Genomic DNA, 26,042 nt, shown 5'->3' with positions numbered 1-26,042 from the left:
TACCTTAGAGAAGCTGGATATCGATTAGGACTGCCTGCATGTCAGGCAGCTTCTCGATGTCCAGCATCTTCTTTAATAGGGAGATATCAGCAATACATCATGGGAGGAACTAACAGTGAACAAAGTGAAAGTAGCCATCATCGGTTGTGGCGGCATTGCAACGGGGAAACATTTACCCAGCTTAAGCAAAATTGAGCAAGTCGAAATTATCGGTTTTTTTGATATTTTTCCGGCAAGTGCACATAAGGCAGCTGAGAAATTTGGCGCACCTGGAGCCAGAGTCTATGATGATTACCGCGAATTACTCGCAGACCCAACGATTGATGTGGTTCACATCTGTACACCGAATGATACACATGCCGAAATCTCAATTGCGGCATTGGAAGCAGGCAAGCATGTGATGTGTGAGAAACCGATGGCCAAAACAGCCGCAGATGGTCGCCGCATGGTGGAAGCTGCGAAACGTACGGGTAAAAAATTAACAATTGGGTATAACAATCGGTTCCGTGCAGACAGTCAACATTTGAAACGAGTTATTGAAGATGGCGATTTAGGTGACATTTATTTTGCAAAAGCACATGCTGTTCGCAGACGTGGTGTTCCCACTTGGGGGGTATTCTTGGATGAAGAGAAACAAGGCGGCGGGCCGCTGATTGATATTGGAACGCATGCGCTCGATTTAACGCTTTGGTTAATGAATAACTATGAACCTAAGGTGGTGCTTGGCACCGCTTATCATAAACTTTCGCGTAAGGAAAATGCGGCAAATTCTTGGGGTCCCTGGGATCCAGAGAAGTTCAAAGTTGAGGATTCAGCTTTTGCTATGATCGTGATGAAAAATGGTGCGACCATTATGGTGGAAGCAAGCTGGGCGCTCAATACACTCGATACGAAGGAAGCGAAATGTACGCTTTGCGGTACCGAAGGCGGTGCCGATATGCAGGATGGCTTACGTATTAATGGCGAAAAGCATAGCCGCCTCTATGTGAACCACATGCAATTCGAAGCGAAAGGCGCAGATTTCTATGAAGGTAAGAAAGAAACGATGCAGGATAAAGAAATCCGTTTATGGATTAATGCCATCATCAATGATACAGAGCCGGTCGTGACACCAGAACAATCCTGTGTCGTTTCTGAGATTCTTGAAGCGATCTATGAATCGAATCGCACGGGTAAAGCTGTCTATTTTGACTAAAACATTAGAAAAGAGGCGCAGTCGAACTATGATGAAAGTAGCGATGTTGAGCTTCTGGCACGTCCATGCCAAAGATTATGCACGTCTAGCTGCCGAACATACGGATACCGAAATTGTTGCTGTATGGGATGAAATTGGGGAACGAGGTCGGGAGAAGGCCGAAGAACTCGGTGTTCCCTTTTACAGAAACTTGGATGAGTTGTTGAAAAATCCTGAGATCGATGCTGTCATTGTGGGTACACCAACGAATCGACATCATGAGGTCATTATCGCAGCTGCCAGAGCAGGTAAGCACATATTCACGGAAAAAGTGGTAGCTACGACCACCAAAGAATGCAAAGAAATACTTGCCGTGGTAGAGGAAACAGGGGTCAAATTAACCGTGTCCTTACCGCGTCTTTACATGGGCTTCGCACAAGCGGCGTTAACGTTTATCCGTGAAGGTCTCCTAGGCACGATTACCACTGTACGTATTCGACTTGCACATAACGGTGCGCTGCGAACAGACAAACATCCAAACGGAGCACTTCCATCTCATTTCTTCAACTTGGAGCAATGCGGTGGGGGAGCGCTGATGGACCTTGGGTGTCATCCGATGTACTTAGCTCGACTGTTTCTGGGATTACCAGAAAGCGTTAGTGCAAGCTTCGGCTACATCACCGATCGCGAAGTTGAAGATAGTGCCGTAGTCACATTACGATATCCAAGCGGTGCACTGGGCATTGTGGAAGCTGGATTTGTTAACAGCTATTCGCAATTTGATATGGAGATTCAAGGAACAGAAGGTAACCTTATGTATGCCCGAACGGACGATAAATTACGCATCCGCAGCTCCAAAATGTCAGGTGAAGCAGCTGCAGGGTGGCAAGAGGTGACCGATTTACCAAAGCTGCCTTCTGCCTTCGAACAATGGGTATCCCATATACAGCAAGGAACGATGGCGACAGAGAATATTGAACTTGCTTTTGATTTGACCCGTTTAATGGAAGCATCGACTTTATCCGCACGTTATGGTGCTGTGATGAAGTTGAGTGACCTTTCAGAATAAAACCGTATCCCAAGGAAAGGCCAGAGCATCCCCTTCAGAGCAGTAAGGGAATTCTGACCTTTCTTTCAATATAGAAAAATTTTTAGGAGGAAGAGACATGATCGATAAAGGGGAATATTCCTTTTCAACCTGTTGGAACATCAAGAAGCACGCGGTAGGACGTGGCATGATTGAGGAAATTAAAGAACTGGGCTTTCGCAATGTTGAGCTTAACTATAACGTTACGGAAGAAATGATGACAACGATTGAGCCGATGATTGAGAAGGGTGAGATTGGTGTATCCAGTGTGCACAACGTTTTCCCATTCATCAATGATAAGGATTATGATACAGATTCCGTCATGCTGGGGTTCGATGATGAAGCGAAGCGTAAGCGTTCCGTGGAGTTACTAATCCGTTCTATGGAATATGCCAACCGATATGGGGCCAAAGCTGTGGTCGTGCACCCAGGTGAAGTACCTTTTGACTATAACATTGATGTGGATTTGAAAAGGCTTTATCGAGATCACGGCAAGGATTCACCGGAGTACCAGAAACTGTGGAGCGTCATGATCGAAAGACGAGATCGTTTGAGTCCATTGTATACGCAAAGAATTCAAGAAAGTTTGGAGATTGTAAGCGAGCATGCGGCTCGAAAAGGCTGGAATGTCGCAATCGGCATTGAAACTCGCTCTAGATCGTATCAGATGCCTTCTTTGATGGAAGCGAAGACGATCTGCGAAAACTTGGCAGGCAGTCCTGTATATTTATGGTACGATATCGGCCATGCGATGATGATGGACCGAATGGGCTTATACGATAATCTCAAAGAACTGCAAGAAGTGAAGAAATATATTTATGGTGTACACATCCATGAAACGCTGGAACTTGCCGATCATTGGTGTCCTTATGTTCATAGCAAGGACCTACACTATTTCGACCATTTCCTAGAAGCCATCGATTATGCCAAAGTGAAAGTATATGAATTAAAAGCGCTATGCGAGCCGAATGAAATTCATGAGAGTCACAACCTCATCACAAGTAAAATCGCAGCTAGGAAAGGGTAAGGTGACTTACGTGGATCCTATTTATAATCGCTTAGTTAGCTTGAATGATGAATTAACGGAAGCTACGCTTCTGGGGCAGATTCTTGATCCGCAATCCAAATATTACGGTGGTATTATGGATGAAACGGGCATTGCCCGGGCGAATCACATGAGTACACCGCGAATGATAGCTGGCTGGGCGTCTGCTTTGGTGAACCCGGATTCTCGCTATTATCAGGATAGCTTGCTATTGAACGCATTGGATAAAGCGGTGGCGTTCATGCTGAACAGACAACATGCGGATGGTACGGTTTCACTGGGTTCTACGAATTATAATTCTCCCCCCGATACCGCGTTCGTAGTCGGTGGTGTGACACAAATGTACCAACTGCTTAACAAACACGACTGGGCTGAACTTGAGCCAGTGACAGTTAAGCTGAAGCTCTTCTTAGAGCGCACGATACCAGCCATGCTGACTGGTGGTTGTCACACGCCGAATCATCGATGGGTGCTTACCGCTGCACTATGTCTATTATTTGAAATTTTCCCACAGCACGAGTTGATCGCACGAGCGGAAGACTGGTTAGCTGAAGGATTAGATATTACCGAAGATGGGGAATGGACAGAGCGCAGCAACGGGATCTATAACGCAGTTAGCAATATTGCCCTTTATCATACGGGTCGTTTGATGAACCGTCCTGAACTGATCGCATGTGTGCGAAGTAATCTTCGTATGATGATGTACTTAATTCACCCGTCTGGTGAAGTGGTAACGGACTACTCAGGACGTCAGGATTTCGGTCAGACTGCTACGATGGCGAACTACTTTCCGATTTATCGCTTAATGGCGGCGCATGATCAGGATCCCATCTTTGCGGCCATGGCCGATTATGCGGGATCCTACATCACAGGCTTCTACGAAGGCGTGAACAACCATCCGCTGATGAGTATTCTCGTTTATCCCGAAGCGGATATATCTCACATTGAACGAGCACCGCTGCTTGATCGATATGTGAAAATGATAAATGCAGAGCATCCTATGAAGGAACATTTGCAGCAAATCGATKCGGTTGGCCATCATATGCACATCCAGCATAGCAGCATGCATCTCACTTTCGGAGCTCCGTTGGTTCGGATTCGTGAACTGGATCAAAGTGTAACGATCATGTCGCAGACGCCATCCTTCTTCTCGTTGCGCCATGGGAAAGCAAGGTTACTCGGTGTCAAATTGTCTACTTCGTTCTCACCAGGCATTGTGAAGTTCACGAATCTGACAGCGAGCGAAGGTGGATATAAGCTGGATACGGTGTTGGAAAAAGGCTATAACGGTCCGATTCCGCGTCATTTGCTGCCTGCAGGGACGGAGGGTTCAACCATCAGTCCGTGGTATTTGCTACCGCATCAGCATCGGCCGATGACTCATTTGCAGAAGCTTGAACTGCAAGCGGAAATAGTGAACACAGGAGACTCCGAATGGACGATCCACGTATCGTCTGATGAGCGGGAGGACGTTTTCGCGCAAGTGACCTTCATTTTCGGAAATGAAGGTGCGGTGAGTGGCGATGATTTGCTGGCAGGGGAAGAAGGCAAGTACTTCCTGCGAAGCGGTTCGATGACGTACGAAGCAGAGGGAGATGTTATTGAAATTTCTTCAGGTGCCTATGAACATATCCTGCCTATCGTTCGTGAAGATCAACATCCACCAGGATGCCAATATGTCCATATCAACTTGGTTACACCTTATGATCGGACGTTCAAGATCCGTCTACTGTAGAAAKGGAGTTCGTTATGACGACCTATTTCAATGAACAAGAGAGTATACAAACCCGTTTAGGGAATGACAATAAACAAACATTGAAAGTGCTTGCAGATCGCTACATTGGTGCGAATCCACCTGTCCCCTTCGCATTTCGAGCATTCAGCCGAGGGGGCGTTTTGCAAAATGAAAAAGGGATGTTTGATCTCGATTTGGGCCGCAGATTTCCTGAAGCAAAGCCCGGTCAATTCTCTTATGCCTATGCCTTAGTTTGGAGTGATGGTGAACGTAATCTGGATGTTTTATTGGGCTGTTTGGGGCCGATCCAGTTTTACTTCAATGATGAGCTGACGTATCGCTCAACGGTCATTGACGAGATTAAGCCGGATGCGACTGTGAAGTTAAATCTGGACTTCGTCAAAGGTTGGAATCGTCTCTTTATCAAAGCGAAGCATACGGCTGCTGGTTTCGGCTGTTTATTCGGTTCTGATGAGGCGAAGGTACGCATTCTGAACGTGCTAGCTCCGTTCGCAGAACGTAAAGGGCAAGCGGGATGGGTATTTTCCTCGCCCATTGACAACGATATTTTCGAGGGGCGTTCCTTGCCAGATGCGATGTCCTCAGAGAAGAATAATGGCCTACGTTGGCTGCCTAATCGTGAATGGGATGAGAATGAGCTCTTACTGCCTGTCTGCGAGCGATTGTTTGGGAGACAGCCTGGTAAACAGGCTTTTGCTTGGACGAAGCTGAACAATGTCAGACCGGGCAGAGAAACCTGCGTAATCGAGGGCAGTGCAACTGGAGAGCTAACGGTTTGGCTGGAAGGCAAACTAGTGCTGGAGCTTACGGAGCCAGGCAACTTTCATGTCGAGGTGCCGCTTTCTTATGGTCAACATCATCTACTCATTCGGAGTGATTGTGGTAATCACGCTTGGGGCTTCACGATGGAGACTTCCATCGGTGAAGAGATTGTCCCGCTCAGTTTACCGAAGCAAGTTCATGGCGCYGCAGACCCTTGGTTGTACCTAGGCCCTCTGTCTGCGAACGTTTCTTTATCGTACGAGGATTTGGTACAGACGGATCGCGTGTATACAATCGACGTGAATTCCGATGAGAAAACCTATTGGCGCTTGGATCGTCCTGACACATGGATTCGCCCTTACTATGAGAATGCCATGCTGAGCAATAAATGGACAGTTGGCAATGTGACGAATTATGCACGTTGGGATTATCCGCTTGGTGTTACGATTTATGGGCTGTTGCAAACAGGCCGCTTATTAGAGCGCTCAGATATTACACAGTACGCACTGGACCATGTTCAAAGTTGTACAGACATGTTCGCGTATTCTCTATGGGATCGTGAGCAGTATGGGTTCCCCGCGATTAATCAACAATTGGTTATGATGAAAATGCTCGACAACTGCGGTTCCTTTGGCTCCGCGATGTTGGAGGCGTATCAGGCATGGGAGGATCAGAACTTCATGGCTATTGCGAATCGTATCGCAGATTTCATCTTCTACGGGTTGGAACGCAAAGAAGACGGGGCTTTTTATCGGAAATGTAAGGATGAATATTCGGAAAATACGATGTGGGCGGACGATCTCTACATGAGCACACCGTTTCTGTGCCGCTATGCCCAGATTACTGGCGTATCGGAAGCACTTGATGAAGCAGCGAAGCAATTCTTGCTGTTCCGCAAGTACTTGTACTTGCCGGAAGAACGTATTATGTCGCACGTCTTTGATTTTAAATATGGTATGGCGACTGGGATCCCATGGGGACGTGGCAATGGATGGACACTCTTTTCGCTAACAGAGGTGTTGGAAGCATTGCCAGATTCACATGAAGCACGACCGGCGCTTGTGGATTTCTTCAACGAGCTGTGTGGTGGATATGCGGATCTTCAAGCGGAAAGCGGTCTATGGCATCAGGTTTTAAATGATACAGATGCTTATGAGGAAGCTTCTTGTACAGCAATGTTCGCTTATTCCTTTGCTCGAGGTGTTCGCTTTGGTTGGCTCCAAGAGCCGCAGCGGTTCATTGAATCGGCATTGAAAGCGTGGGATGGTCTTACTCGCATTGCGATTGATGCACAAGGGAATGTGCACGGTGTATGCAGTGGATCGAGATATGCGTTTACGGCGGATTATTATAAGAAGGATCTGCTCACCGTCAAAAATGACAATCATGGCGTTGGCATTATGATGCTTGCTGGTTCGGAAGTTGTGAAGTTGAACCAATGGTTGGCAGAGCCGCTTGAGGTTGAGCAATGATAACTGCCGCCAATATTGTGTGGCAAATTAGTCATTTAGACTTAATTATTCGCATGGTGTTAGCAGTCATTCTAGGCGACTTAATTGGTCTTGAAAGGGAATGGAACAATCATGCGGCAGGCTTTTGAACGCATATTCTAGTTTGCTTGGGCTCGGCGACCATCAAGGATTAACGATCATCCTGGTTTCCTCGGCTCATTAACCGCTCGTTTTGGGGAACAGGGCATACAAGTGATTCATCTCAAAATGATGCTAGAGAGTTCTATTTCTCCATTAGTCGAGAAAGGAAATGGTGAGGAAATCCCGGTCATGCATTTGGTTTTTAGCTTGCGATGTCCAAAGTATGAGAAGCTGATTGCGGCCTATGAACAAATATGCGCACTGGATATCGTCGTCAGCATGGAAGCCTCCAACTTCGTCTTTCATAAACAAGTGGCTTAGGGAAGAAGAGATGTTATGTAAATAAGGAGTATGAGTCTACGTGTAGGTATTCAGTTATTTTACGGAAAAAGAAGAAAAACTGTTTCTGGCTGCGAGTGAAGATGGTTTCCAGTGGCGCGAAATGAACGGCGGAGGTCGTATCTGGGAGTCGCCGATTGGCACAGGGCAGCTGCGTGATCCGTTCCTTATCGAAGATGCTGAAGGTAAGTTTCATCTTCTCTGGACAGACGGCTGGCAGAGCAATAGCTTAGGTTGCGCTTGGTCACACGATCTTATGCAATGGCACGATGCTAAGTTGATTCCTGTGATGGAGCACCTGCCTGAGACGCAAAATGCTTGGGCACCGGAAGCTTTCTACGATACTGTCAAGAAGGCGTACCGGATCGTATGGTCCTCAACGGTGGGAACAGGACCGCGAAATCATCGCATCTGGTCGGTGACAACGACGGATTTCCAGGATTTCTCGGAAGCACAGCTGTTCTTCGATCCAGGCTATAACGTCATCGACGCGACAGTTATGGATCTTGTTGATCGTTATGTCATGCTGTTCAAAGACGAGCGCGGGCAGAATGAGCAAGGAACTGCGAACAAAGCCATCCGTTCCTGTATAGTAGCTAAGGAGTTGAGTGATACTCCGACAATTACTGGTATATCCGAGTTGATCACACCAGCGCTTACCGAAGGACCGACGCTTTACTCTGTGGATCGTGATGAAAGCAAAGAATGGATTCTACTTGTAGATGGATTCCAGGAGCATTATTACGGTGCCTTCCGCTCGAAGGATCTGAACTCGTGGGATGATGTTACGGAACAAGTGAATGTGCCCAAGGGGGCCAGGCATGGTTCTGTGCTGAGGGTGAAAAGTAGTGGGATTCAATTTGGGTGGTATGTGAGTAGAATGTAGTGAAGAGAGGATATAGTAGAATGTAGTGAAGAGAGAATATACTAGATTCTAGTGAGTGAGTTGAGTACTAGCGTGGCAGGTAAGAGGTAAAAGGTGCTGGCAGGCAGGTAATCAGATTGTTGACAAGTACAGGAGAAGCCAAGAGATGGATGTCCATCTCTTGGCTATTTATGCTTTCGCAGGGCATTAGTCCGATATTTCCGAACTAAATTGGTGACTACGAGTAAGAAAATGCCATTAGTCCGATTCTAGCAAACTAATAAGCTACTTTCCCCACGTCAGGGTTGTTTGAGGCAATTTAGTTKGGCTTTTTCGGACCAATTAAGGTTCTGTAACGCGGAATGTGTGATTAGTTCGATAAAATCGGACTACTGGGTGTAGCGCGAGCTCGAAAGCGCCGCCCGTAGGCTGTAAGTCGAAAAAATCGACTTACGCGAGCCCATCTAGCGCTATCCCTTACAAAAACTTAAAATCACATTGAGTTAAACTAAGTGAATCTATCGGATTATAGGAATTAATTCCGCATTGAAACCGCCGGTCAATTTCAAAAATCTCCATCCGAACAAATTGTTTATTCCATTTTGGAGTTAAGTGGAGTATAATTGAGTTACCATACAAATGGGCTAGAGGGGGAATCCATATGCAGAAACAACAATTACACCTTTGTTTGGATATATTCTGGACATTTCTTAAGATCGGACCTTCCACGTTTGGCGGGGGATATGCCATGATTCCCGTCATTGAGCGGGAAGTGGTTGATAAAAAGGCTTGGATCGCGGAAGACGAGATATCCAATATCATAGCGGTTGCAGGCTCAGCGCCTGGCGKGATTGGCGTAAATGCATCGGCATTTATTGGCTACCGCTTGGCGCGAATTCCAGGTGCTGTAGCAGCCGTCATCGGCATTGCTTTGCCAACCTTTTTAATCGCATTAGTACTTAGCTTTTTCTTACTATTCATGCAGGCAGATCCGAAAGTCGTGGCCGCGTTCAAAGGCATTCATGGAGCAATCATTGGACTCATCGTGTTGGCGGCTTACAATATGGCACGTTCGGCTATTTTTGATAAAACTACGTTAATTACGGCAATTAGCACGGTAGCGATTCTGTTGCTGCTTCCCATCAATCCGCTCTTCATGATTCTCATTGGTTTGTTTATTGGATTTATTTTCGTCAAAGTGAAAGAAACGTTTGGCTTCAAAGTTAGTTTGGAAAAAGGCAAAGAACCTGTACACACTTCCTACAATGGCTACACCTACTACGATTATTATATCGCGGATGGGATATAAGAAAGGTGGCGATGTAGATGGTGTTATGGGAGCTGTTTATTACCTTTTTGAAAATAGGATTCATGTCATTCGGCGGCGGCTATGCGATGATTCCGATCATTCAACATGAGGTCGAGCAGCATGAATGGATGACTACAGAGCATTTTGCTCAGAGTGTGGCTACTGCAGGGATGGCGCCTGGGCCGATTGCAACGAACACAGCCACAATAATTGGCTATCAAGCAGATGGCATTCTTGGTGCTATGATTTCTACGATTGGCATCGTATTGCCGTCGTTGGTTATTGTCCTCATCATTTCTTCTTTCTTTTATAAAATAGTTCAAAGTAAAGCGGTGCACACTACTTTTTATGGGTTAAGACCGATTGTTACAGGATTAATCGTCTATGCGGCGATTCACTTTGGCTTCTCAGATCGTACGCAACAACTATTTTCGTGGCAGGTATTATTCACTCTTTTAATCGCGGCGGGTGTGTTTATCGTTGTATATAAATACAAATGGCATCCACTCGCAACCATTGTATTGTCGGCACTCGTCGGAATTGCTATATTTAGTTAATAGCATGCAACTGATAGAACGAAATTGAGAGGACGACCGTTATGGAAACGAATAAACCAACTTGCTGTTCAGCCAGCCGTGCGTCATCGGATCAACCATCGGCACATCCGGAAGCTTTAATTTCTGTTGAGATACCAGAGGCAGCTGGTCCAATTGGTAAAGAAGGTATGGTACTCATTCCAAGTGGAAAATTTTTAATGGGTACGGACGACCGTGAAGGTTTCCCAGCGGATGGCGAAGGACCCGTACGTGAGATTAACGTTAAGTCCTTCTACATAGACACTTGTGCGGTAACGAATGCTGATTTCAAGCAATTTGTTGATGCTACGAATTACAAAACAGAGGCCGAGTCCTTTGGCTGGTCATTTGTTTTTCATTTATTTGTGTCCGAAGCGACGGCAGCACGCGTGCAGAATAAAGTGCAACAAACCCCATGGTGGTGGGTGGTTGAGGGAGCAGATTGGTTGCATCCCGAGGGACCCGACTCCCATGTTGAAGATCGCTGGGATCACCCGGTTATCCATGTTTCATGGAGCGACGCGATGGCCTATTGCAAATGGGCAGGCAAACGTCTACCAACAGAAGCTGAATGGGAATATGCCGCTCGCGGCGGACTAGCCCAGAAGCGATATCCGTGGGGTGACGAGCTTAAGCCAGGCGGAAAGCATATGTGTAACATTTGGCAAGGGAAGTTTCCTGACAAAAACAATCAAAGTGACGGCTACGCAGGCACTGCGCCTGTCAAAGCGTTCGAGCCGAATGCCTACGGTTTGTATAACGTGGCAGGCAATGTGTGGGAGTGGTGCTCCGATTGGTTCAGCCCGAACTATCATGTGAAGGGCAAACGGGACAACCCTGTCGGTCCTCCATCCGGAGACACGCGAGTACTTCGAGGCGGCTCGTACTTGTGTCAACGTTCCTACTGCAATCGCTATCGTGTGGCTGCACGAAGCAAAAATACGCCAGACAGCTCAACCGGCAACATTGGGTTTCGATGTGCCGCGGATGTCAATTAACTGAAAAGAAAAGCCACCTTTTCCATTGGGGAATAGGTGGCTTTTTGCCATGTGTGAGGTTACGATAGATTATGTAGGTCTTGGGCTTATGATAGGAGGAGACATCGACCTGTAGGATCAGGTTTATTTTGAAACATAAGGGGGACATGACATGGCTAAGAAACTAGGCATCACCTTGTTAATACTATCGACAATCGCTTTTATAAGTGCTTTTACCATTCCATTTTTCGTACATACCGGAGGCGGTATGGCCAAGTGGATTGCGGGGMTGCTTATTTTCAGCGAGGTTACCTTCTGGACAGGCGGCATTTTATTAGGTAAAGAGGTTGCCAAGAAATATAGAAGCTACCTCAATCCGAAAAACTGGAAACGGAAGAACGTTCAAAACAATCCAGATCAGGTATCCATCAAACAAGACGACGTATAAAAAAGCAGTATTCCTAACTCAGGAATACTGCTTTTTTATGTAGATCCTCAAGAGGCCGACGATACCGCGCTTTTCAGCTCCTTACGGAAAATCTCGACGAGGCTCTCGGTCGCTAAGCTGAAGGTGCTGGCATTCATTTTGCGCAGCAGGCCTGTGACTAAACCGGAATCTAGATCATCAATGGCTTTAAGAACAGTGCCTTGCGGGCAAGGCGTTGCCGAAATGACAGGAACAACCGCGATGCCGAAATCCGCTTGAACATAGTATTTGAGCGCAGCCATATTGCCGATCTCCATGCCGGAGTAGGGACTGCCGCCATTTTCGAGCAAGGCATTCTCTAGCTTTTGACGATAAGGGCATTGCGAGTTTGTGATAAGTAAATGCTCATTCTGCAAATCCCGTAAACGAATAGACGGTTTCGAGGCTAATGCATGGGTTTCTGGGACGAGCAGTGCGAGTCTTTCCATGAAAAAAGGCTCGAAGGAATGGTCCAATCCCGTATTGGGCGTCGAGCAAATAGCCATATCAATGCTCCCCTCATGGAGCATCTGGCCAAGCACTGTCGTGTTGCCAATGTGAATGCTGATCTTCACTTTGGGATGCTGACGCAGGAAAGGGCCAAGCAGCTGTGGCAGTCGATAGCTGGCTGTGGGTTCCATGACGCCGAGACGAATGATCCCCGCATCCCCTTTGACGAGTTCATCCATAGAAGCTTGCAGAAAATCATAATCCTTCAGCAACAGATCAGCATTCTGATGAAACAGTCTGCCAGCCTCCGTTAGCGTAAGCTTTTTCCCGCGTTCTAAAAGTTTAACCCCCAGATCACTTTCGAGCTTCTGTATATGCATCGTTACGGTCGATTGGCCGTATTGCAGTTCTTCAGCTGCACGCTGAAAGCTGCCGAGCCTGATAATGGTTTGAAAGGTTTTGATATTACGAATATCCATAGGAACCCCGTCCTCTCCTAAGTTTTGGTTCATGATTTGTGAAGTATACGATCGGAATTTCCAATTTTACAAACTCTTACAACTATCATAACATGAATTCTTATTAATCCAAGTGTTTTACTTGTATATTCATAAAATATGAATCAAGCGTTCAGCTTTTTGAATTGTACAAGAGAAAGATCCTGTTTTATGATAAATACCATTAAGTGCATCGGAWTAATCAAATATAAACAAACGGAGGCTGATTCGAATGGCGAAGGGTAAGCAAATTAAACTAGGTGCAATGATTCATGGTGTAGGCGGAGGTTGGGAAGATTGGAAGCATCCTGAAGCGATCACGGATGCGAGCACGAATTTTAAATTTTATAAACATCAAGCACAAACAGCGGAAGCTGGGAAATTTGATTTTGCGTTCATTGCAGATAGTGTTCATATCACAGAAAAATCAAGCCCTCATTACTTGAATCGCTTCGAGCCGCTGACGATTTTATCAGCACTTGCAGCCGTTACGAAACGAATCGGCCTTGTTGCGACAGTGACCGTTAGTTATAGCGAGCCTTTCACAGTGGCTAGGCAATTCGCTTCACTGGATTTGATCAGCAAAGGGCGCGCTGGCTGGAACGTAGTCACTTCGTGGCTATCGGGCAGCGCGAACAATTACAGTAAGGATGAGCATCCTCCGCATGAGAAGCGTTACCGCATTGCGCAAGAGCATGTGGATGTGGTGAAAGGCTTGTGGGATTCCTGGGAGGATGATGCGTTCACGCGGAATAAAGAGACAGGTCAGTTTTTTGACCCGGCGAAGCTGCATACCTTGAATCACAAAGGTGAGTTCTTCTCCGTACAGGGTCCACTGAACATTGCCCGTTCGAAGCAAGGGCAGCCAGTCATTTTCCAAGCAGGTACCTCAGAGGATGGTCGCAACTTTGCTTCCAAGAATGCAGATGCCATCTTCGTTGGACACGAGAATATCGAGGAAGCCAAAGTGTATTATGCGGATATTAAACGCAGAGCGGTTTCCTTCGGTCGTAGCGCCGACGATGTCTCGATCCTCCCCGGTATTCGACCCATCATTGGTCGTACAGAAGAAGAAGCGGAGCGGAAGTACCTAGAAACGGTCAACCTCGTCTCGATCGACAAAGCGATTATCGCGTTAGGTCGGCCATTCAATGATTTTGATTTTAGCGTATATCCGTTGGATGAACCTTTCCCGGACCTTGGAGACCTGGGCGCTAACAGCCAGCAAGGCGGTTCAGAGAAGATCAAGCGATTGGCGAAAGAACACAATCTAACACTTCGCCAAGTTGCACTACGTTTTGCAACACCGAAAGGGAATTTCGTGGGCACACCGGAGAAGATCGCGGATACGATTCAGCAATGGGTTGAAGAAGGAGCGTCTGACGGGTTCATTATTGGTGTGGGGATACCGGGAGCGCTGCAGGATTTCGTGGAGTTGGTCGTTCCGATTTTACAAGAGCGTGGCTTATATCGAACGGAATATGAACATGACACACTGCGTGGTCATCTCGGTCTGGAAGTACCGGTTAATCGCAATAGCAAAGCCAAAGTGCTAAACGCATAAGGGGGAGAAACACATGTCCAATCAAAGAAAACTTAAACTCGGTGCCACCATTACAGGTGTAGGTACTTCCAAATATACATGGCGAAATCCAGAAATACCGGGGGATGCCAGTGTTGATTTTGATTATTATGCCGGGCAGGCATTGCAAGCAGAGGAAGGCAAATTTGATTTTGTTTTTATCGTCGATAGCACGTATATTACGGAAAAATCTGCGCCGCATTATTTAAACAGGCTGGAGCCGCTAACGGTTTTATCGGCACTCGGTGCCGTCACTTCGAAGATTGGTCTGGTAGGGACGCTAACCGCGTCTTTCACACAACCGTTCACTGTGGCGAGGCAGTTTGCTTCGCTAGACCATATTAGTAGTGGGCGTGCAGGATGGAACGTTGTGACGACGGGGCTTGAAGGCGCTGCTCGCAATTACAGCAGGGATGAGCACTATGCTCATGATGAGCGCTATCGGATCGCAGAAGAGCATTTGGAGGTTGTACGCGGTCTCTGGGACTCTTGGGAAGATGACGCATTCACGCGAGATAAATCAACGGGTCAGTTCTTCGATCCGAGCAAGCTGCATGCGTTGAATCATAAAGGTAAGCATTTTTCCGTGCAAGGGCCTTTGAACATATCTCGATCGCAGCAAGGTCAGCCTGTGATTTTCCAAGCAGGAGGGTCAGAAGATGGTCGCAATTTAGCGGCGAAAAGTGCGAATGCGATATTTACAGGACACGAATCGATCAAGGAAGCGAAAGCTTTTTATCAAGATATTAAAGCACGTGCAGCTGCTTATGGCAGGGCGAGCGAAGAAATTCTCGTGTTCCCAGGCATTAGTCCAATCATTGGACGGACGGTGGAAGAAGCAGAGAGCAAATATCAGGCAATTGCTGGGTTAGTGACGTTGGAGGATGCGCTTGATCAGCTGGGTCGTCCATTTACCTACCACGATTTCAAACAGTATCCGTTAGATGAGCCTTTCCCGGATCTCGGCGATCTCGGCAGCAATAGCTACCGCAGCTCAACAGATCGAATTAAGCGGATTGCCAAGGAAGAGAATTTGACGCTGCGTCAAACGGCACTACGATTTGCAACGCCAAGAAGCTCCTTCGTCGGTACACCTGAGCAGATCGCAGATACGGTACAACAATGGTTTGAAGAAGGCGCAGCCGACGGTTTTATTATTCACACGGGTATACCTAGTGTGCTTAAGGATTTCGTGGAACTCGTTGTTCCCATCCTGCAGGAGCTCGGTATTTATCGGGAAGAGTATGAAAGTGATACGTTACGAGGAAATTTAGGGCTTGAAATCCCAGTAAACCGCTATACAAAAGAGAGAATAGCTCAAGCTTAAGCTTAGAGGGAGAGAAAGATATGAAAAAGAGAATTGGATTTATCGTCAGCGGTTTATTCATTACGGCTTTCATCGTAACAGGCTGTGGGGAAGCCTCGAAAGCCGGCAAGGAAAGTGCATCGCYAGAAACAGGTACGGTGACGCCAGGCGGTGAGCTTGTGTGGGCGCTTGCAGGTACGGTGACATCGGACAGCTTGGACGCGCACAAAGCGGGCTTCGCCCCAACGACTAGAGTCATGCGCTCTATTTATGACAGCTTAGTTGTGGAGCTTCCTGATCACACTATTAAGCCGTGGTTAGCGACAGATTGGGAGCTTTCCTCCGATAAAAAGAGTTATACGTTCCATCTGCGCAAGGATGTGAAATTCCATGATGGCACGCCGTTTAATGCAGAAGCTGTGAAATTTAATTGGGATCGGATTATCGATCCAGCGACCAAAGCGTCCATTGCATTGAACGAGCTTGGCTCGTATCAATCAACGGAAGTCATCGATGAATTTACCGTGAAGGTAAATTTTAAAACGACCTTCGCGCCGTTCCTGAGCAATGCTGCCAAGGTCGATTTAGGCTTCGTTTCTCCAACAGCTGTGAAAAAGTATGGCGATGCTTTCCCGCAAAACCCAGTGGGAACGGGACCTTTTAAACTGAAGAAAATCACACCTAGCTCACAAGTTGAACTTGAGAAAAATCAGGACTACAACTGGGGCCCCTCCAATGCGAAGCATCAAGGTCCTGCGTACTTAGATAAATTAACGGTGAAATACGTGGAAGAAGAAGCAACGCGCGTAAGCGTTCTGCAAAGCAAACAAGTCCAAGTGGCGGACATTATTCCTCCGCAGAATCTCGTGGCTTTGAAGGCGGATCGTAATTTTAACGTGCAAGAAACAGAGCTTTTGCAGGCCAACTTTACACTTTATTTAAATATTCAGAAGGCACCTTGGAATGATCTGAAAATACGACAAGCATTCCGCTCGGCCTTGGATATCGACTCGGCTGTGAAGACGATTTACTTAGGCACCTCGAAGCAAGGCTGGTCGCCGCTATCTCCTCAGCAGTTTGGATACTCATCGACTAGGGAGAATGCCTACAAGGTAGATGCAGCCAAGTCGAATCAAACGCTGGAAGAAGCGGGTTGGATTAAGGGTACGGATGGCTACCGTTCCAAGGACGGTAAACGACTCACGGTCGAAGTCATTGATACACAAGGAAACCGCGAGAAGCGACTTGATTTGATCGCGATATTCACCCAGCAGCTGAAACAAGTAGGGATCGAGTTGAAAGTGATTTCCTTGCCTACGGGGACATACACAGATCGTCGCAATAAAGGGGATTATGACCTGATCGCGGGCAGCCAATTCTCAGGTGATCCAGATGTACTCAGACAACTTTACTCGACCAAAGGTCCTTCTAAGGCAAATAATATTGCCAAAACGAATGATCCTAAATTAGATGAATTTTTGGAGCAGGGCTACTTGGAAACGGATCCTGCGAAACGGAAAACGATTTATCAAAACGCACAAGAGTACATTATTGATAACGTCTATGGGATTCCAACTTATGTGTTTAACTATTCCGTTGCTTCCACGAAAGAAGTGAAGGGGATTACGTTCGATTCGCCGGCATGGMCAGTGTTCTACGATGCATGGATTCAAAAATAAGATCACGAGGGGGAGTCACGGATGGTGAAGTATATCTTGAACAGGCTCATCGTCTCCATTCCAGTCATTCTAGGTTCGTTGACGCTTGTTTTCTTAATCATTCACTGGCTTCCCGGTGATCCGGCCCAGATGATTGCAGGTGAGGACGCCTCACCTGAGCGCATCGCCTATTTAAGAACGCAATTTGGCTTAGATCAGCCGCTTTGGCAGCAATATGCCGTGTATTTGTGGAAAAGTATTCGGGGAGATTTCGGGCATTCCTTCGCTAACAGCCAGCCGGTTATAGATCGACTGCTGGCTCAGCTGCCCGCAACGCTTTCTCTGGCTTTGTTGAGCACTATTTTTGCCATTATCGTTGGATTCATTCTTGGTGTGTTATCAGCCGTGTATCAAAATCGTGTATTGGACTATGTCGTGCGCGTCATTAGCTTGTTAGGCGTCTCCATGCCCAAGTTTTGGCTCGGTATCCTGCTTATCCTCGTCTTTTCGGTGCATTTACAGCTCTTGCCCGCGATAGGGAATGGCAGCTTCAAACAGCTGATTCTGCCGTCGTTCGCTTTAGGGGTGACAGGTGCTGGGATGTTAACTCGTATGGTGAGAAACAGCGTACTGGAGGTCATTCATGAACCTTTTGTCTTGACACTGCGGGCGAAAGGGCTATCCGAAAAAATCGTGCTCTATAAGCACGTGTTACGGAATGCTTTGCTGCCTGCGGTTACGATTCTTGGTTTGTTAGTTGGGGAGATGCTCTCGGGAGCTGTTGTGACGGAGACTGTCTTTTCCAGGCAAGGCTTAGRGAAATTAGTGGTAGACGCGATCAATCAGAAAGATATTCCGGTGATTCAGGCGGCAATTCTGATTACAGGACTTTTTAATATTGGGGTCAACTTGATGGTGGATGTGTCCTATTCCTTTGTGGATCCGCGTGTCCGTAAGTCAGGATAATGATGAAAGGAGTTGGCGCTTATGCTGTTCAACACGGTAACAACAGAAAGGCTGCTAAGGAAAAGGCAGGAGCTTCTAAGCTTCCGATTTCGGCTGAAAAAGCTTAACTTATCCAAGGCATTGCTAAGCCTGTCGCTATTTATTTTGGCATTTCTGATCTTGTGTGCCATCGTTCCCTCCTGGATTGCTCCTTACTCGCCAACGGAAATGCTGACGGATCAACTCTTGAAATCGCCTAGCTTTTCACATCCGCTTGGTACCGATCAATTCGGTCGTGATGTGTGGACACTCGTCATCTATGGCAGCAGGCAGTCGCTTGTTATGGGGGTCGTTTCCGTCGTGATTGGCGGCTGTATTGGGACATTATTCGGACTTATTGCGGGGTATTGGGGCGGAACTGTCGATTCCTTGTTCATGCGTTTCAATGATATTTTGATGACGATTCCGGGGATTCTGTTGGCGATAGCAATCTCGGTTGCCCTCGGACCTAGTTTTTTTAACGTGATATTGGCTATTAGTGTGGCTACGATACCTGGAAAAGCAAGGGTCGTTCGCAGCCAAGTGATCTCGATTCGCAATCGGCCTTTCATTGATGCTGCGCGCGCTGTGGGGACCTCACATCTTGAAATCATGCTGCGTCATATTTTGCCGAATTGCTTCTCTCCGTTGCTTGTCATGATGACGATCGGTGTAGGGAGCTCCATTCTAGTAGGTACAGGTCTAAGCTTCCTTGGACTTGGCGTGGTGAAGGAAATCCCAGATTGGGGCTATATGCTGTCCCAAGGACGCAGCTATATGACGGTAGCATGGTGGGTGGCTACGTTCCCGGGGCTGGCTATCACCTTGCTGGTGATTGTGGTTAATCTCATTGGAGACGAAATTCGTGATCGCATGGATCCAAAGAAATCGAGGGCATAGCGTATGAAACCTTTACTCGAAATAGATAACTTGTCGGTTGATTTTCAAACAGCGGGTGGCTCGCTGAATGCGATAAATAAGATTAGTTTACACATCGGAACTGGCGAAATTGTGTGCTTGGTTGGGGAATCAGGGAGTGGAAAAACGATTACCTCTTTGTCCATTATGCGTCTGATTAACTATGATGGCGGCTATATTTCACATGGGGATATCAAGCTCGATGGGCAAAGTTTAGTAGGACTGTCACAGAAGGAAATCAGTGATCTCCGAGGTAAGAAAATCGCAATGATTTTCCAAGAACCGATGACGGCGTTAGATCCAATCTTCACAATTGGCAGCCAAATCATCGAAGTCATTGTCCGTCATGAGCCAATTTCGAAGCTGGGAGCGAAGGAAAAGGCGATATCCTTACTGCGCAGAGTGGGCATTCCAGAACCAGAAATTCGAATGAGGCAATATCCGTATGAGCTTTCCGGTGGCATGCGCCAAAGGGCGATGATCGCCATGGCACTAGCTTGCGGACCCGAACTGCTCATTGCGGATGAACCTACGACAGCGTTGGATGTTACAATCCAAGCGCAAATCTTGAGCTTGCTTCGGGAGCTGAAAGATGAATTCCAGATGTCGATTCTACTGATTACTCATGATCTCGGTATTGCCGCTGAAATGGCGGACCGTGTCGTGGTCATGTACGCGGGGAAGGTTGTCGAGCAATCACCGGTGCATCAATTGTTCGAAAATCCAGCCCATCCCTATACCCAAGGGCTTCTACACTCCATTGTCACACTGGATAATGTGCGTGGCTTGAAGCTGTATACGATCAAGGGGACAATTCCCAGCTTGTCTCAATTGCCGACTGGCTGCCGTTTCCATCCCCGTTGCCCTTATGCAACGGATCGCTGCTTAAGTGARGACCCACCTCTACAGGAGCTTCACGGCCGTGAGGTCGCTTGTTGGAATGCGGAGCGGATTGATCATTTGGCGGCCGAGTTTTTCGGGGATGCCGTAACGACCGATTCTGTCGAGCTTCATGTTAATGAAGGGCTACGTGTTGATGCCTGGGCGCTGAGCTCGGAACCTCCGTTGCTTCAAGTGAAGAACGTGAAGAAATATTTCCCGATCCGTCAAGGATGGTTTGGGCGAGGCCGCACTTCCATTAAGGCGGTTGATGATGTGTCTTTTGACATTCGTAAAGGGGAAAMCTTCGGACTCGTCGGAGAATCCGGTTGCGGGAAATCCACGCTAGGCCGTGTACTACTTCAGCTGGAGAAAGCGACAGCGGGCAGTATTCATTTTGAAGGCCGAGATCTCATTCAATCAGGCTCCCAGGGGTGGAAGGAAACGCGACGGGACATGCAAATTGTGTTTCAGGATCCTTATGGCTCCATTAATCCACGCTGGAAAGTGGGAGATATCATCGGTGAACCCTTCTGGGTGCACGAGTCTTTACGTGGATCTGCCAAAAGAGCCAAAGTAGAGTCCGTTATGGAGCTAGTGGGATTGAATCCGTCTTGGTATGATCGGTTGCCGCATGAATTCTCAGGCGGGCAGCGTCAACGAATTGGGATTGCTCGTGCGATTGCACTGAATCCGAAGTTCATTTTAGCTGATGAAGCTGTGTCCGCCTTAGATGTTTCTGTTCAATCACAGATCGTCAATCTGATGCAAGATATTCAGCAACGCATGAATTTGACGTATTTGTTCATAGCACATGGCCTTAATATTGTTCGCTACATTTCGGATCGTATTGGCGTCATGTACTTAGGAAAGCTAGTTGAAATTGCACCAACCGATGAATTGTTTACGCATCCTGCCCATCACTATACGAAGGCGCTTCTGTCCGCTATTCCAGTGCCAGATCCCAAACGTAAGCGCAGCTTCGTGCCCTTGGAAGGCGAAATGCCATCACCTGCGAGGCCGCCATCCGGCTGCCGCTTTCATACACGCTGCCCGGCGGCGACGGCTCTGTGCCGAGAAGTTGTTCCTGAATTAGCGCCGATTGCACCAGGTCATTATGCGGCTTGTCATTATCCATTGTAAGAATGGAAGTTTTCTTGAAAGAGGGAGTGAGGCATGTGCCATCCAAAATAATTTCCATCCAAGAAGCGGTTGCACAGATTCCGGATGGTACGAAGCTTGCCGTAAGCGGCAATATGGAGATGTCTCCGATGGCCCTCATTCATGAAATCATCCGGGCCAAGAGGCGTGAGTTATATCTTGTTTGTGCGGGGGCTGCGGCAGTGAATGCTGATCTCCTGATCGGAGCAGGTGTGGTATCGAGTGTGGAATTCTCACAGATTTCGATGGGAGAGTATGGGTTTGGGCTGAACTTCCGGCGTAAATTCGAGCAAGGCGCGATAGTTGGATTGGAGCATGCTTGTCCAACGCTGACTGCAGCAATTGGGGCAGGTGCATCGGGTATCCCCTTCACGCCAGTGCGAGGGTTGCTAGGGACGGATTACATGCTTATTAGACCGGATTTTCATGAGATCAAAAATCCATACAATGCGGAGGAGAGTATTGCCATTGTGCCGGCAATTCGACCAGACGTAGCAATTTTTCACGGCTATAAGGCAGATACGCTCGGCAATGTGATTGCTCACCCAGCGCAGAACAATCGAGTGCTCGCGCAAGCTTCATTCAAGGCTTTTGCTTCAGTGGAAGAGATTGTGTCCCCTGAAGAGCTGCTGCGTGAAGCTAACCATGGTGTAGCGTTCATCCCATCGCTGTTCCTCAGCGGTATCATTCATGCACCTGGTGGCGCTTTGCCTACGGCTTGTCCAGGCTACTATGAGGTAGATGATGAGGCGATTTCCATTTATATGGAAGCTTCTAGTGCGGAAGCTTCTTTTGAGGAGTATGTGAACGGCTTATCTAACACGTAATGACGGGAGGTAAGGTATCATATGACTCGTATGGAGCAGGCGAAGTTGTCTTCGTATTCCACGGAGGAAGCCATGATCTGTTACTTGGCTAGAGAGCTGCGTAATCACGAAGTTATCGGTGTCGGTAATAACTCACCAATCCCTGCTGCGGCTGCATTACTTGCCAAAGCGAGACATGCGAAGCAAGCCTCCGTTTATATTCTCGGGCAATGTGATTGGCCGTTTCAAGGAACGAAAGAGTTCTTTGATCTCATGCAGCGGGGCGAAATGGATGTGTTCTTTCTAAGCGGAGCTCAAATCGACAGCTACGGTCGCATCAATTTGCATACGATCGGCGATTATGGAAAGCCGAAGGTAAGACTCCCTGGAGGAGCAGGCTCAGGGGTTGTTTATTTTACATGCAAACGCATTTTCCTATTTAAAACAGACCATGGTCTCAAAGGATTCCCTGAAACGCTCGATTTCGTTACGTCGGTACCTTCTTCGGGGAAAGGCATTTATCATCAAAACGGATTAGTTGACGTGTATACACCGCTGGGGGTAATGAAACCGATCGGGCCCGAGGGCAGATTAAAGCTAGCAGCGACCGTTCCAGGCGTGAAGCCAGCTGAGATACAGGGGAGAACAGGTTTTGATCTAGGTTTGAACAACGACGATGACACATCGATTCCAAGCCTCGAACCCCCTTCATCTATCGAGTTAGCGACACTTCGTTATGAGGTAAGTCATGAATTGAGACGCATATATCCATTGTTTGCGAAGCAACACTTCGGTACTTATTTGAAAAGTGCAGTAGTTCAATCATAGAAAGAGGGATGGCCATGAGCGCGAACAAAGCGTTTCATCAGTTGGAAGCGAACATAACAGGTATCTTAGCTAATCAACAGGATTACCGAACAATTATTGATCAAGTGCAGCCGCATTTGCAGGAATTGCTGACCAATGAGCAGTTGCTTCCTGAGGACTTACAAGTGCCGCTGCCGAATAAATATGCGCAGTATTTGCTGTATAGGCCGGAGAACGAGTCCTTCGCTGTCATCGCATTCGTCTGGGGAGCGGGTCAAGTTGCCCCGGTTCACGATCATTTGGTTTGGGGGTTAGTCGGCGTTTACCGCGGGTCAATTGTGGAAAAACGTTATCGTCGTGAAGATCACGGAGAATCTGCTGAGCCACGCTACACAATTCGTGAGGTATCGGAGGTTACAGCTGCGCAAGGTGATATCTCCTTTGTCTATCCGCCGGATTATGATATCCATGGCGTTGCGAATCCATTTGATGAGGTCGCCATTACGATTCATATTTATGGGACCGATATCGGGAAACAGCCTAGGCATATTCATGATGTGGCCTCTGGGAACGCACGAGATGTCATTACGAAGCATGATAATTTAAGTCCCATTTTTAACTAACGGCTTGGAATTATCTCTTACTACCAAACAAAGAGGAGTGGAGCGCATATGAGCAAGAACAATCACGGCCCTCTTGCAGGCATCAAAGTCATTGAATTTGGTCAAATAGCGGCAGGTCCCTTCGCGGGTATGTTGTTCGCTGATCTGGGCGCGGATGTGGTCAAGGTGGAACGGCCTGATGTGGGGGACAGTATGCGAGACTGGCCGCCATTTATTACGAACGAAGAAGGTGAGAGCTATAGCTCCAATTTCAGTTCGTTAAATCGGAATAAACGCAGCATAGTGATTGATTTTAAAGCAGCTGCGGATCTTGAACGATTGCGTGAGTTATGTGCGCAGGCCGATGTCATAGTGGAAAATTATCGACCTGGCATATTGGCGAAATTCGGGCTTAGCTATGAGCGATTAGTGGAAGAGAATCCGAAGCTTGTGTATTGTTCCATTTCTGGTTTCGGGCAAAAGGGTGCTTACGCACAAAAAGGCGCTTTCGATGTGACCATTCAAGCGATTAGCGGATTGATGAGTGTGACGGGCGAAGAGGATGGCGCACCTGTCAAATGCGGAGTGCCTGTGGCTGATTTCGTTGCTGGACTTTATGGTGCCTATTCGGTCGTTGCGGCGATTCATCAAGCTTCTCGAAGCGGGAAAGGCAGTTATATTGATTGCTCTATGTTAGCCAGTGCGCTGGGTATATCCGCTTTGCAGACTAGTGAGTATTACGGCAATGGTGTGGCGCCGAAGCGTTTGGGCAGCGCTCATCCACGCAATGCGCCGTACCAAGGTTATCACGGCAGTGATAAGCCATTCGTGATTGCAGCTGGCAACGAAAAGCTGTGGCGTGAAGTAGTGGATGCCGTGGAGTTGCCGGCGCTAGCAGACGATCCACGTTTTCTGAATCAAACGCTGCGCGCGAAGCATCAGAAGGAGCTTGCATTGCTTCTGCAGGAAACATTCAGCCTGAAAACTGCTGCAGAATGGCTCGGAATATTTGATGGACGAGGTGTGCCGTGTGCGCCGATCAATACGTTTGAGGATATTTTGCATGATCCTGCGGTGAAGGAAAGTGGCTTGATTCACGAGCTAGCGCTGCCGAATCAAACGCAAACTACGACTGTAGGCTATCCTGTTAAGCTAACGGATTACGAGTTCCAGATTTATCGCAAGCCGCCGCTCAAGGGTGAGCACACAGAAGAAATTTTCCAAGAATGGGGTGTTTAGATCGTGAGTGAGACAACAAGGGTTCATATTGATATTTACCTCGCGTCTTCGGAATTAATTAAACAACGCGTTAGCCAGCTTTCACGGGAACAGTTGGAATGGAAGCCTGCACCCGAGAAATGGAGCATCAAAGAAGTCGTAGCTCATCTCGTGGATGCCAGCTTCGTGCACGCTATCCGCATTCGTAAAATTGTTGCAGAAAATGGTAAAGAGTTTCTTCTGTATAATCAGGATGCATGGGTTGCGAGCTCGCGAGCGAACCAGACGGAGCTCAGTGACATTTTGCTTGCGTTCGATGCCATACTTGCCTACAATGCGCTGTTCTATGGGCGTTTGACAGAGGAACAGTGGGAACGCAAGGGGAATAATAACGGCAAAGAAACCTCCGTTGCTGATTTGTTCCAAGGCTTTATTCGTCATGTGCAAACGCATTTGCTGCAAATTGGACGTAATTTGGCTGCTTTAGGTGTGGAGTAAAGGCACGGAAATAACTTGTAGAATACCGTAGGGGGATTTTCTTTTTGAAGCAACATGGAGATGCCTTTTTTCTTTTGCACGTATTTCGGTTATACTAACAGGTGCAGAAGAGAAAGGGGCGGTACAATGTTTACGATTACGACCTACACAGTAGAATTGGTTAGAGATCCTTTTGGGATTTTGACGGGGCAACGCTATGAATTTATCATCGATATCGAAGTCGAGGAAGATGATGAGCTATATTCCGAGAGCGGCCTATATATCCGAGCAATCTACAATGTGACCGAAGAAACATCAGCACTTATGAAATACGAGTTGTACGAAAAAACGACCGAGCTTTATCTGGATTTCGACCTAGAGGACGATGAAGTCGCAGTCGTGGAAGCGTTTTGTAAAGAGCATTACTCGGAAGGGAATGAATAAGGAGGAGCGATGTTGCTCTTCTTTTTTTGTCTACTTACTACTGGCCACCGTGAATACCACTAGCACCACCAGCGATCAATAACTGTGCCAGTACCAGACAATCAAAAACTACAGACTAAAGACTAAAGACTAAAGACTAAAGACTAAAGACTAGAGACTAAAGACTAAAGACTAAAGACTAGAGACTAAAGACTAAAGACTAAAGACATTAGACCGCTAACCATAACCATAACCATAACCATAACCATAACCATAACCATAACCATAACCATAACCATAACCATAACCATAACCATAACCATAACC

The 26,042-nt window shown here is 47.2% G+C and carries 25 protein-coding genes; 24 read left to right on the top strand and 1 reads right to left on the bottom strand.

Annotated elements, in window-relative coordinates:
- Nucleotides 1–115: 115 nt before the first annotated feature.
- From AC1DLM_RS11885 to AC1DLM_RS11830, 12 genes are all read left to right on the top strand, one after another.
- Entirely contained in the window at nucleotides 116–1,195 is a 1,080-nt protein-coding gene (locus AC1DLM_RS11885; RefSeq protein ID WP_441989484.1) for a Gfo/Idh/MocA family protein, read from the top strand.
- Nucleotides 1,196–1,223: 28 nt separating this feature from the next.
- Nucleotides 1,224–2,243 carry a Gfo/Idh/MocA family protein gene (locus AC1DLM_RS11880; protein WP_477570028.1) on the top strand — a complete coding sequence of 340 codons (1,020 nt, stop codon included), beginning with the start codon at nucleotides 1,224–1,226 and terminating at the stop codon, nucleotides 2,241–2,243.
- 97 nt (nucleotides 2,244–2,340) lie between these two features.
- Entirely contained in the window at nucleotides 2,341–3,288 is a 948-nt protein-coding gene (locus tag AC1DLM_RS11875) for a sugar phosphate isomerase/epimerase family protein (RefSeq protein ID WP_477570027.1), read from the top strand.
- A gap of 1 nt (nucleotide 3,289) precedes the next feature.
- Complete coding sequence (locus AC1DLM_RS11870; RefSeq protein WP_477570026.1) at nucleotides 3,290–5,041, top strand: hypothetical protein; 1,752 nt, start codon at nucleotides 3,290–3,292, stop codon at nucleotides 5,039–5,041.
- Nucleotides 5,042–5,055: 14 nt separating this feature from the next.
- Nucleotides 5,056–7,296, top strand: coding sequence for a glycoside hydrolase family 88/105 protein (locus AC1DLM_RS11865; protein WP_477570025.1), 2,241 nt, complete (start codon nucleotides 5,056–5,058; stop codon nucleotides 7,294–7,296).
- A complete protein-coding gene (locus AC1DLM_RS11860; RefSeq protein WP_477570024.1) occupies nucleotides 7,293–7,424 on the top strand; it encodes a hypothetical protein in 132 nt (43 codons plus the stop codon). The genes AC1DLM_RS11865 and AC1DLM_RS11860 overlap by 4 nt, the downstream gene beginning before the upstream one ends.
- Before the next feature lie 103 nt (nucleotides 7,425–7,527).
- Nucleotides 7,528–7,737 (top strand): hypothetical protein, encoded by a 210-nt coding sequence (locus AC1DLM_RS11855; RefSeq protein WP_477570023.1) that lies wholly within the window; start codon nucleotides 7,528–7,530, stop codon nucleotides 7,735–7,737.
- Nucleotides 7,738–7,858: 121 nt separating this feature from the next.
- On the top strand, nucleotides 7,859–8,641 hold the full coding sequence (locus tag AC1DLM_RS11850; RefSeq protein ID WP_477570022.1) for a glycoside hydrolase family 43 protein: 783 nt from the start codon (nucleotides 7,859–7,861) through the stop codon (nucleotides 8,639–8,641).
- Between the two features lie 640 nt (nucleotides 8,642–9,281).
- Nucleotides 9,282–9,929, top strand: coding sequence for a chromate transporter (locus AC1DLM_RS11845; RefSeq protein WP_477570021.1), 648 nt, complete (start codon nucleotides 9,282–9,284; stop codon nucleotides 9,927–9,929).
- 17 nt (nucleotides 9,930–9,946) lie between these two features.
- Nucleotides 9,947–10,486: a chromate transporter gene (locus tag AC1DLM_RS11840; RefSeq protein ID WP_441989492.1), complete on the top strand. Its 540-nt coding sequence runs from the start codon at nucleotides 9,947–9,949 to the stop codon at nucleotides 10,484–10,486.
- A gap of 41 nt (nucleotides 10,487–10,527) precedes the next feature.
- Entirely contained in the window at nucleotides 10,528–11,502 is a 975-nt protein-coding gene (locus AC1DLM_RS11835; protein WP_441989493.1) for a formylglycine-generating enzyme family protein, read from the top strand.
- 151 nt (nucleotides 11,503–11,653) lie between these two features.
- Nucleotides 11,654–11,929 (top strand): transporter suffix domain-containing protein, encoded by a 276-nt coding sequence (locus tag AC1DLM_RS11830; protein ID WP_477570020.1) that lies wholly within the window; start codon nucleotides 11,654–11,656, stop codon nucleotides 11,927–11,929.
- Nucleotides 11,930–11,976: 47 nt separating this feature from the next.
- Here the strand turns inward: AC1DLM_RS11830 and AC1DLM_RS11825 are convergent, their stop codons facing one another.
- Nucleotides 11,977–12,876, bottom strand: coding sequence for a LysR family transcriptional regulator (locus AC1DLM_RS11825; RefSeq protein ID WP_441989495.1), 900 nt, complete (start codon nucleotides 12,874–12,876; stop codon nucleotides 11,977–11,979).
- A 250-nt stretch (nucleotides 12,877–13,126) separates the two neighbouring features.
- On the opposite strand from AC1DLM_RS11825, the gene AC1DLM_RS11820 reads away from it, so the two are divergent.
- The 12 genes from AC1DLM_RS11820 (at nucleotide 13,127) to AC1DLM_RS11765 (ending at nucleotide 25,736) form a co-directional block, all read left to right on the top strand.
- Nucleotides 13,127–14,458, top strand: coding sequence for an LLM class flavin-dependent oxidoreductase (locus AC1DLM_RS11820; protein WP_477570019.1), 1,332 nt, complete (start codon nucleotides 13,127–13,129; stop codon nucleotides 14,456–14,458).
- Nucleotides 14,459–14,471: 13 nt separating this feature from the next.
- Nucleotides 14,472–15,803: an LLM class flavin-dependent oxidoreductase gene (locus tag AC1DLM_RS11815; protein WP_441989497.1), complete on the top strand. Its 1,332-nt coding sequence runs from the start codon at nucleotides 14,472–14,474 to the stop codon at nucleotides 15,801–15,803.
- Nucleotides 15,804–15,823: 20 nt separating this feature from the next.
- The gene (locus AC1DLM_RS11810) at nucleotides 15,824–17,461 is read left to right on the top strand and encodes an ABC transporter substrate-binding protein (protein WP_477570018.1); all 1,638 of its coding nucleotides are present in this window, start codon (nucleotides 15,824–15,826) and stop codon (nucleotides 17,459–17,461) included.
- 21 nt (nucleotides 17,462–17,482) lie between these two features.
- Nucleotides 17,483–18,406, top strand: coding sequence for an ABC transporter permease (locus AC1DLM_RS11805; protein ID WP_477570017.1), 924 nt, complete (start codon nucleotides 17,483–17,485; stop codon nucleotides 18,404–18,406).
- A gap of 21 nt (nucleotides 18,407–18,427) precedes the next feature.
- Nucleotides 18,428–19,324: an ABC transporter permease gene (locus AC1DLM_RS11800; RefSeq protein WP_056615993.1), complete on the top strand. Its 897-nt coding sequence runs from the start codon at nucleotides 18,428–18,430 to the stop codon at nucleotides 19,322–19,324.
- A 3-nt stretch (nucleotides 19,325–19,327) separates the two neighbouring features.
- Nucleotides 19,328–21,364, top strand: coding sequence for an ABC transporter ATP-binding protein (locus AC1DLM_RS11795; protein WP_477570016.1), 2,037 nt, complete (start codon nucleotides 19,328–19,330; stop codon nucleotides 21,362–21,364).
- A 35-nt stretch (nucleotides 21,365–21,399) separates the two neighbouring features.
- Nucleotides 21,400–22,209: a CoA transferase subunit A gene (locus AC1DLM_RS11790; RefSeq protein ID WP_441989501.1), complete on the top strand. Its 810-nt coding sequence runs from the start codon at nucleotides 21,400–21,402 to the stop codon at nucleotides 22,207–22,209.
- 21 nt (nucleotides 22,210–22,230) lie between these two features.
- Nucleotides 22,231–23,016 carry a CoA-transferase gene (locus AC1DLM_RS11785; RefSeq protein ID WP_441989502.1) on the top strand — a complete coding sequence of 262 codons (786 nt, stop codon included), beginning with the start codon at nucleotides 22,231–22,233 and terminating at the stop codon, nucleotides 23,014–23,016.
- A 14-nt stretch (nucleotides 23,017–23,030) separates the two neighbouring features.
- The gene (locus tag AC1DLM_RS11780; protein ID WP_477570015.1) at nucleotides 23,031–23,618 is read left to right on the top strand and encodes a cysteine dioxygenase family protein; all 588 of its coding nucleotides are present in this window, start codon (nucleotides 23,031–23,033) and stop codon (nucleotides 23,616–23,618) included.
- A 48-nt stretch (nucleotides 23,619–23,666) separates the two neighbouring features.
- Nucleotides 23,667–24,836: a CaiB/BaiF CoA transferase family protein gene (locus AC1DLM_RS11775; protein WP_441989504.1), complete on the top strand. Its 1,170-nt coding sequence runs from the start codon at nucleotides 23,667–23,669 to the stop codon at nucleotides 24,834–24,836.
- A gap of 3 nt (nucleotides 24,837–24,839) precedes the next feature.
- A complete protein-coding gene (locus AC1DLM_RS11770) occupies nucleotides 24,840–25,313 on the top strand; it encodes a DinB family protein (protein WP_441989505.1) in 474 nt (157 codons plus the stop codon).
- A 126-nt stretch (nucleotides 25,314–25,439) separates the two neighbouring features.
- Complete coding sequence (locus tag AC1DLM_RS11765) at nucleotides 25,440–25,736, top strand: DUF6509 family protein (RefSeq protein WP_171634199.1); 297 nt, start codon at nucleotides 25,440–25,442, stop codon at nucleotides 25,734–25,736.
- The last annotated feature ends 306 nt before the right edge of the window (nucleotides 25,737–26,042 follow it).

The organism is Paenibacillus sp. 01T442 (genome assembly GCF_056398345.1).
The sequence above is the reverse complement of the archived record's forward strand: the minus strand, read 5'-3'. Positions and strand labels throughout refer to the sequence as shown.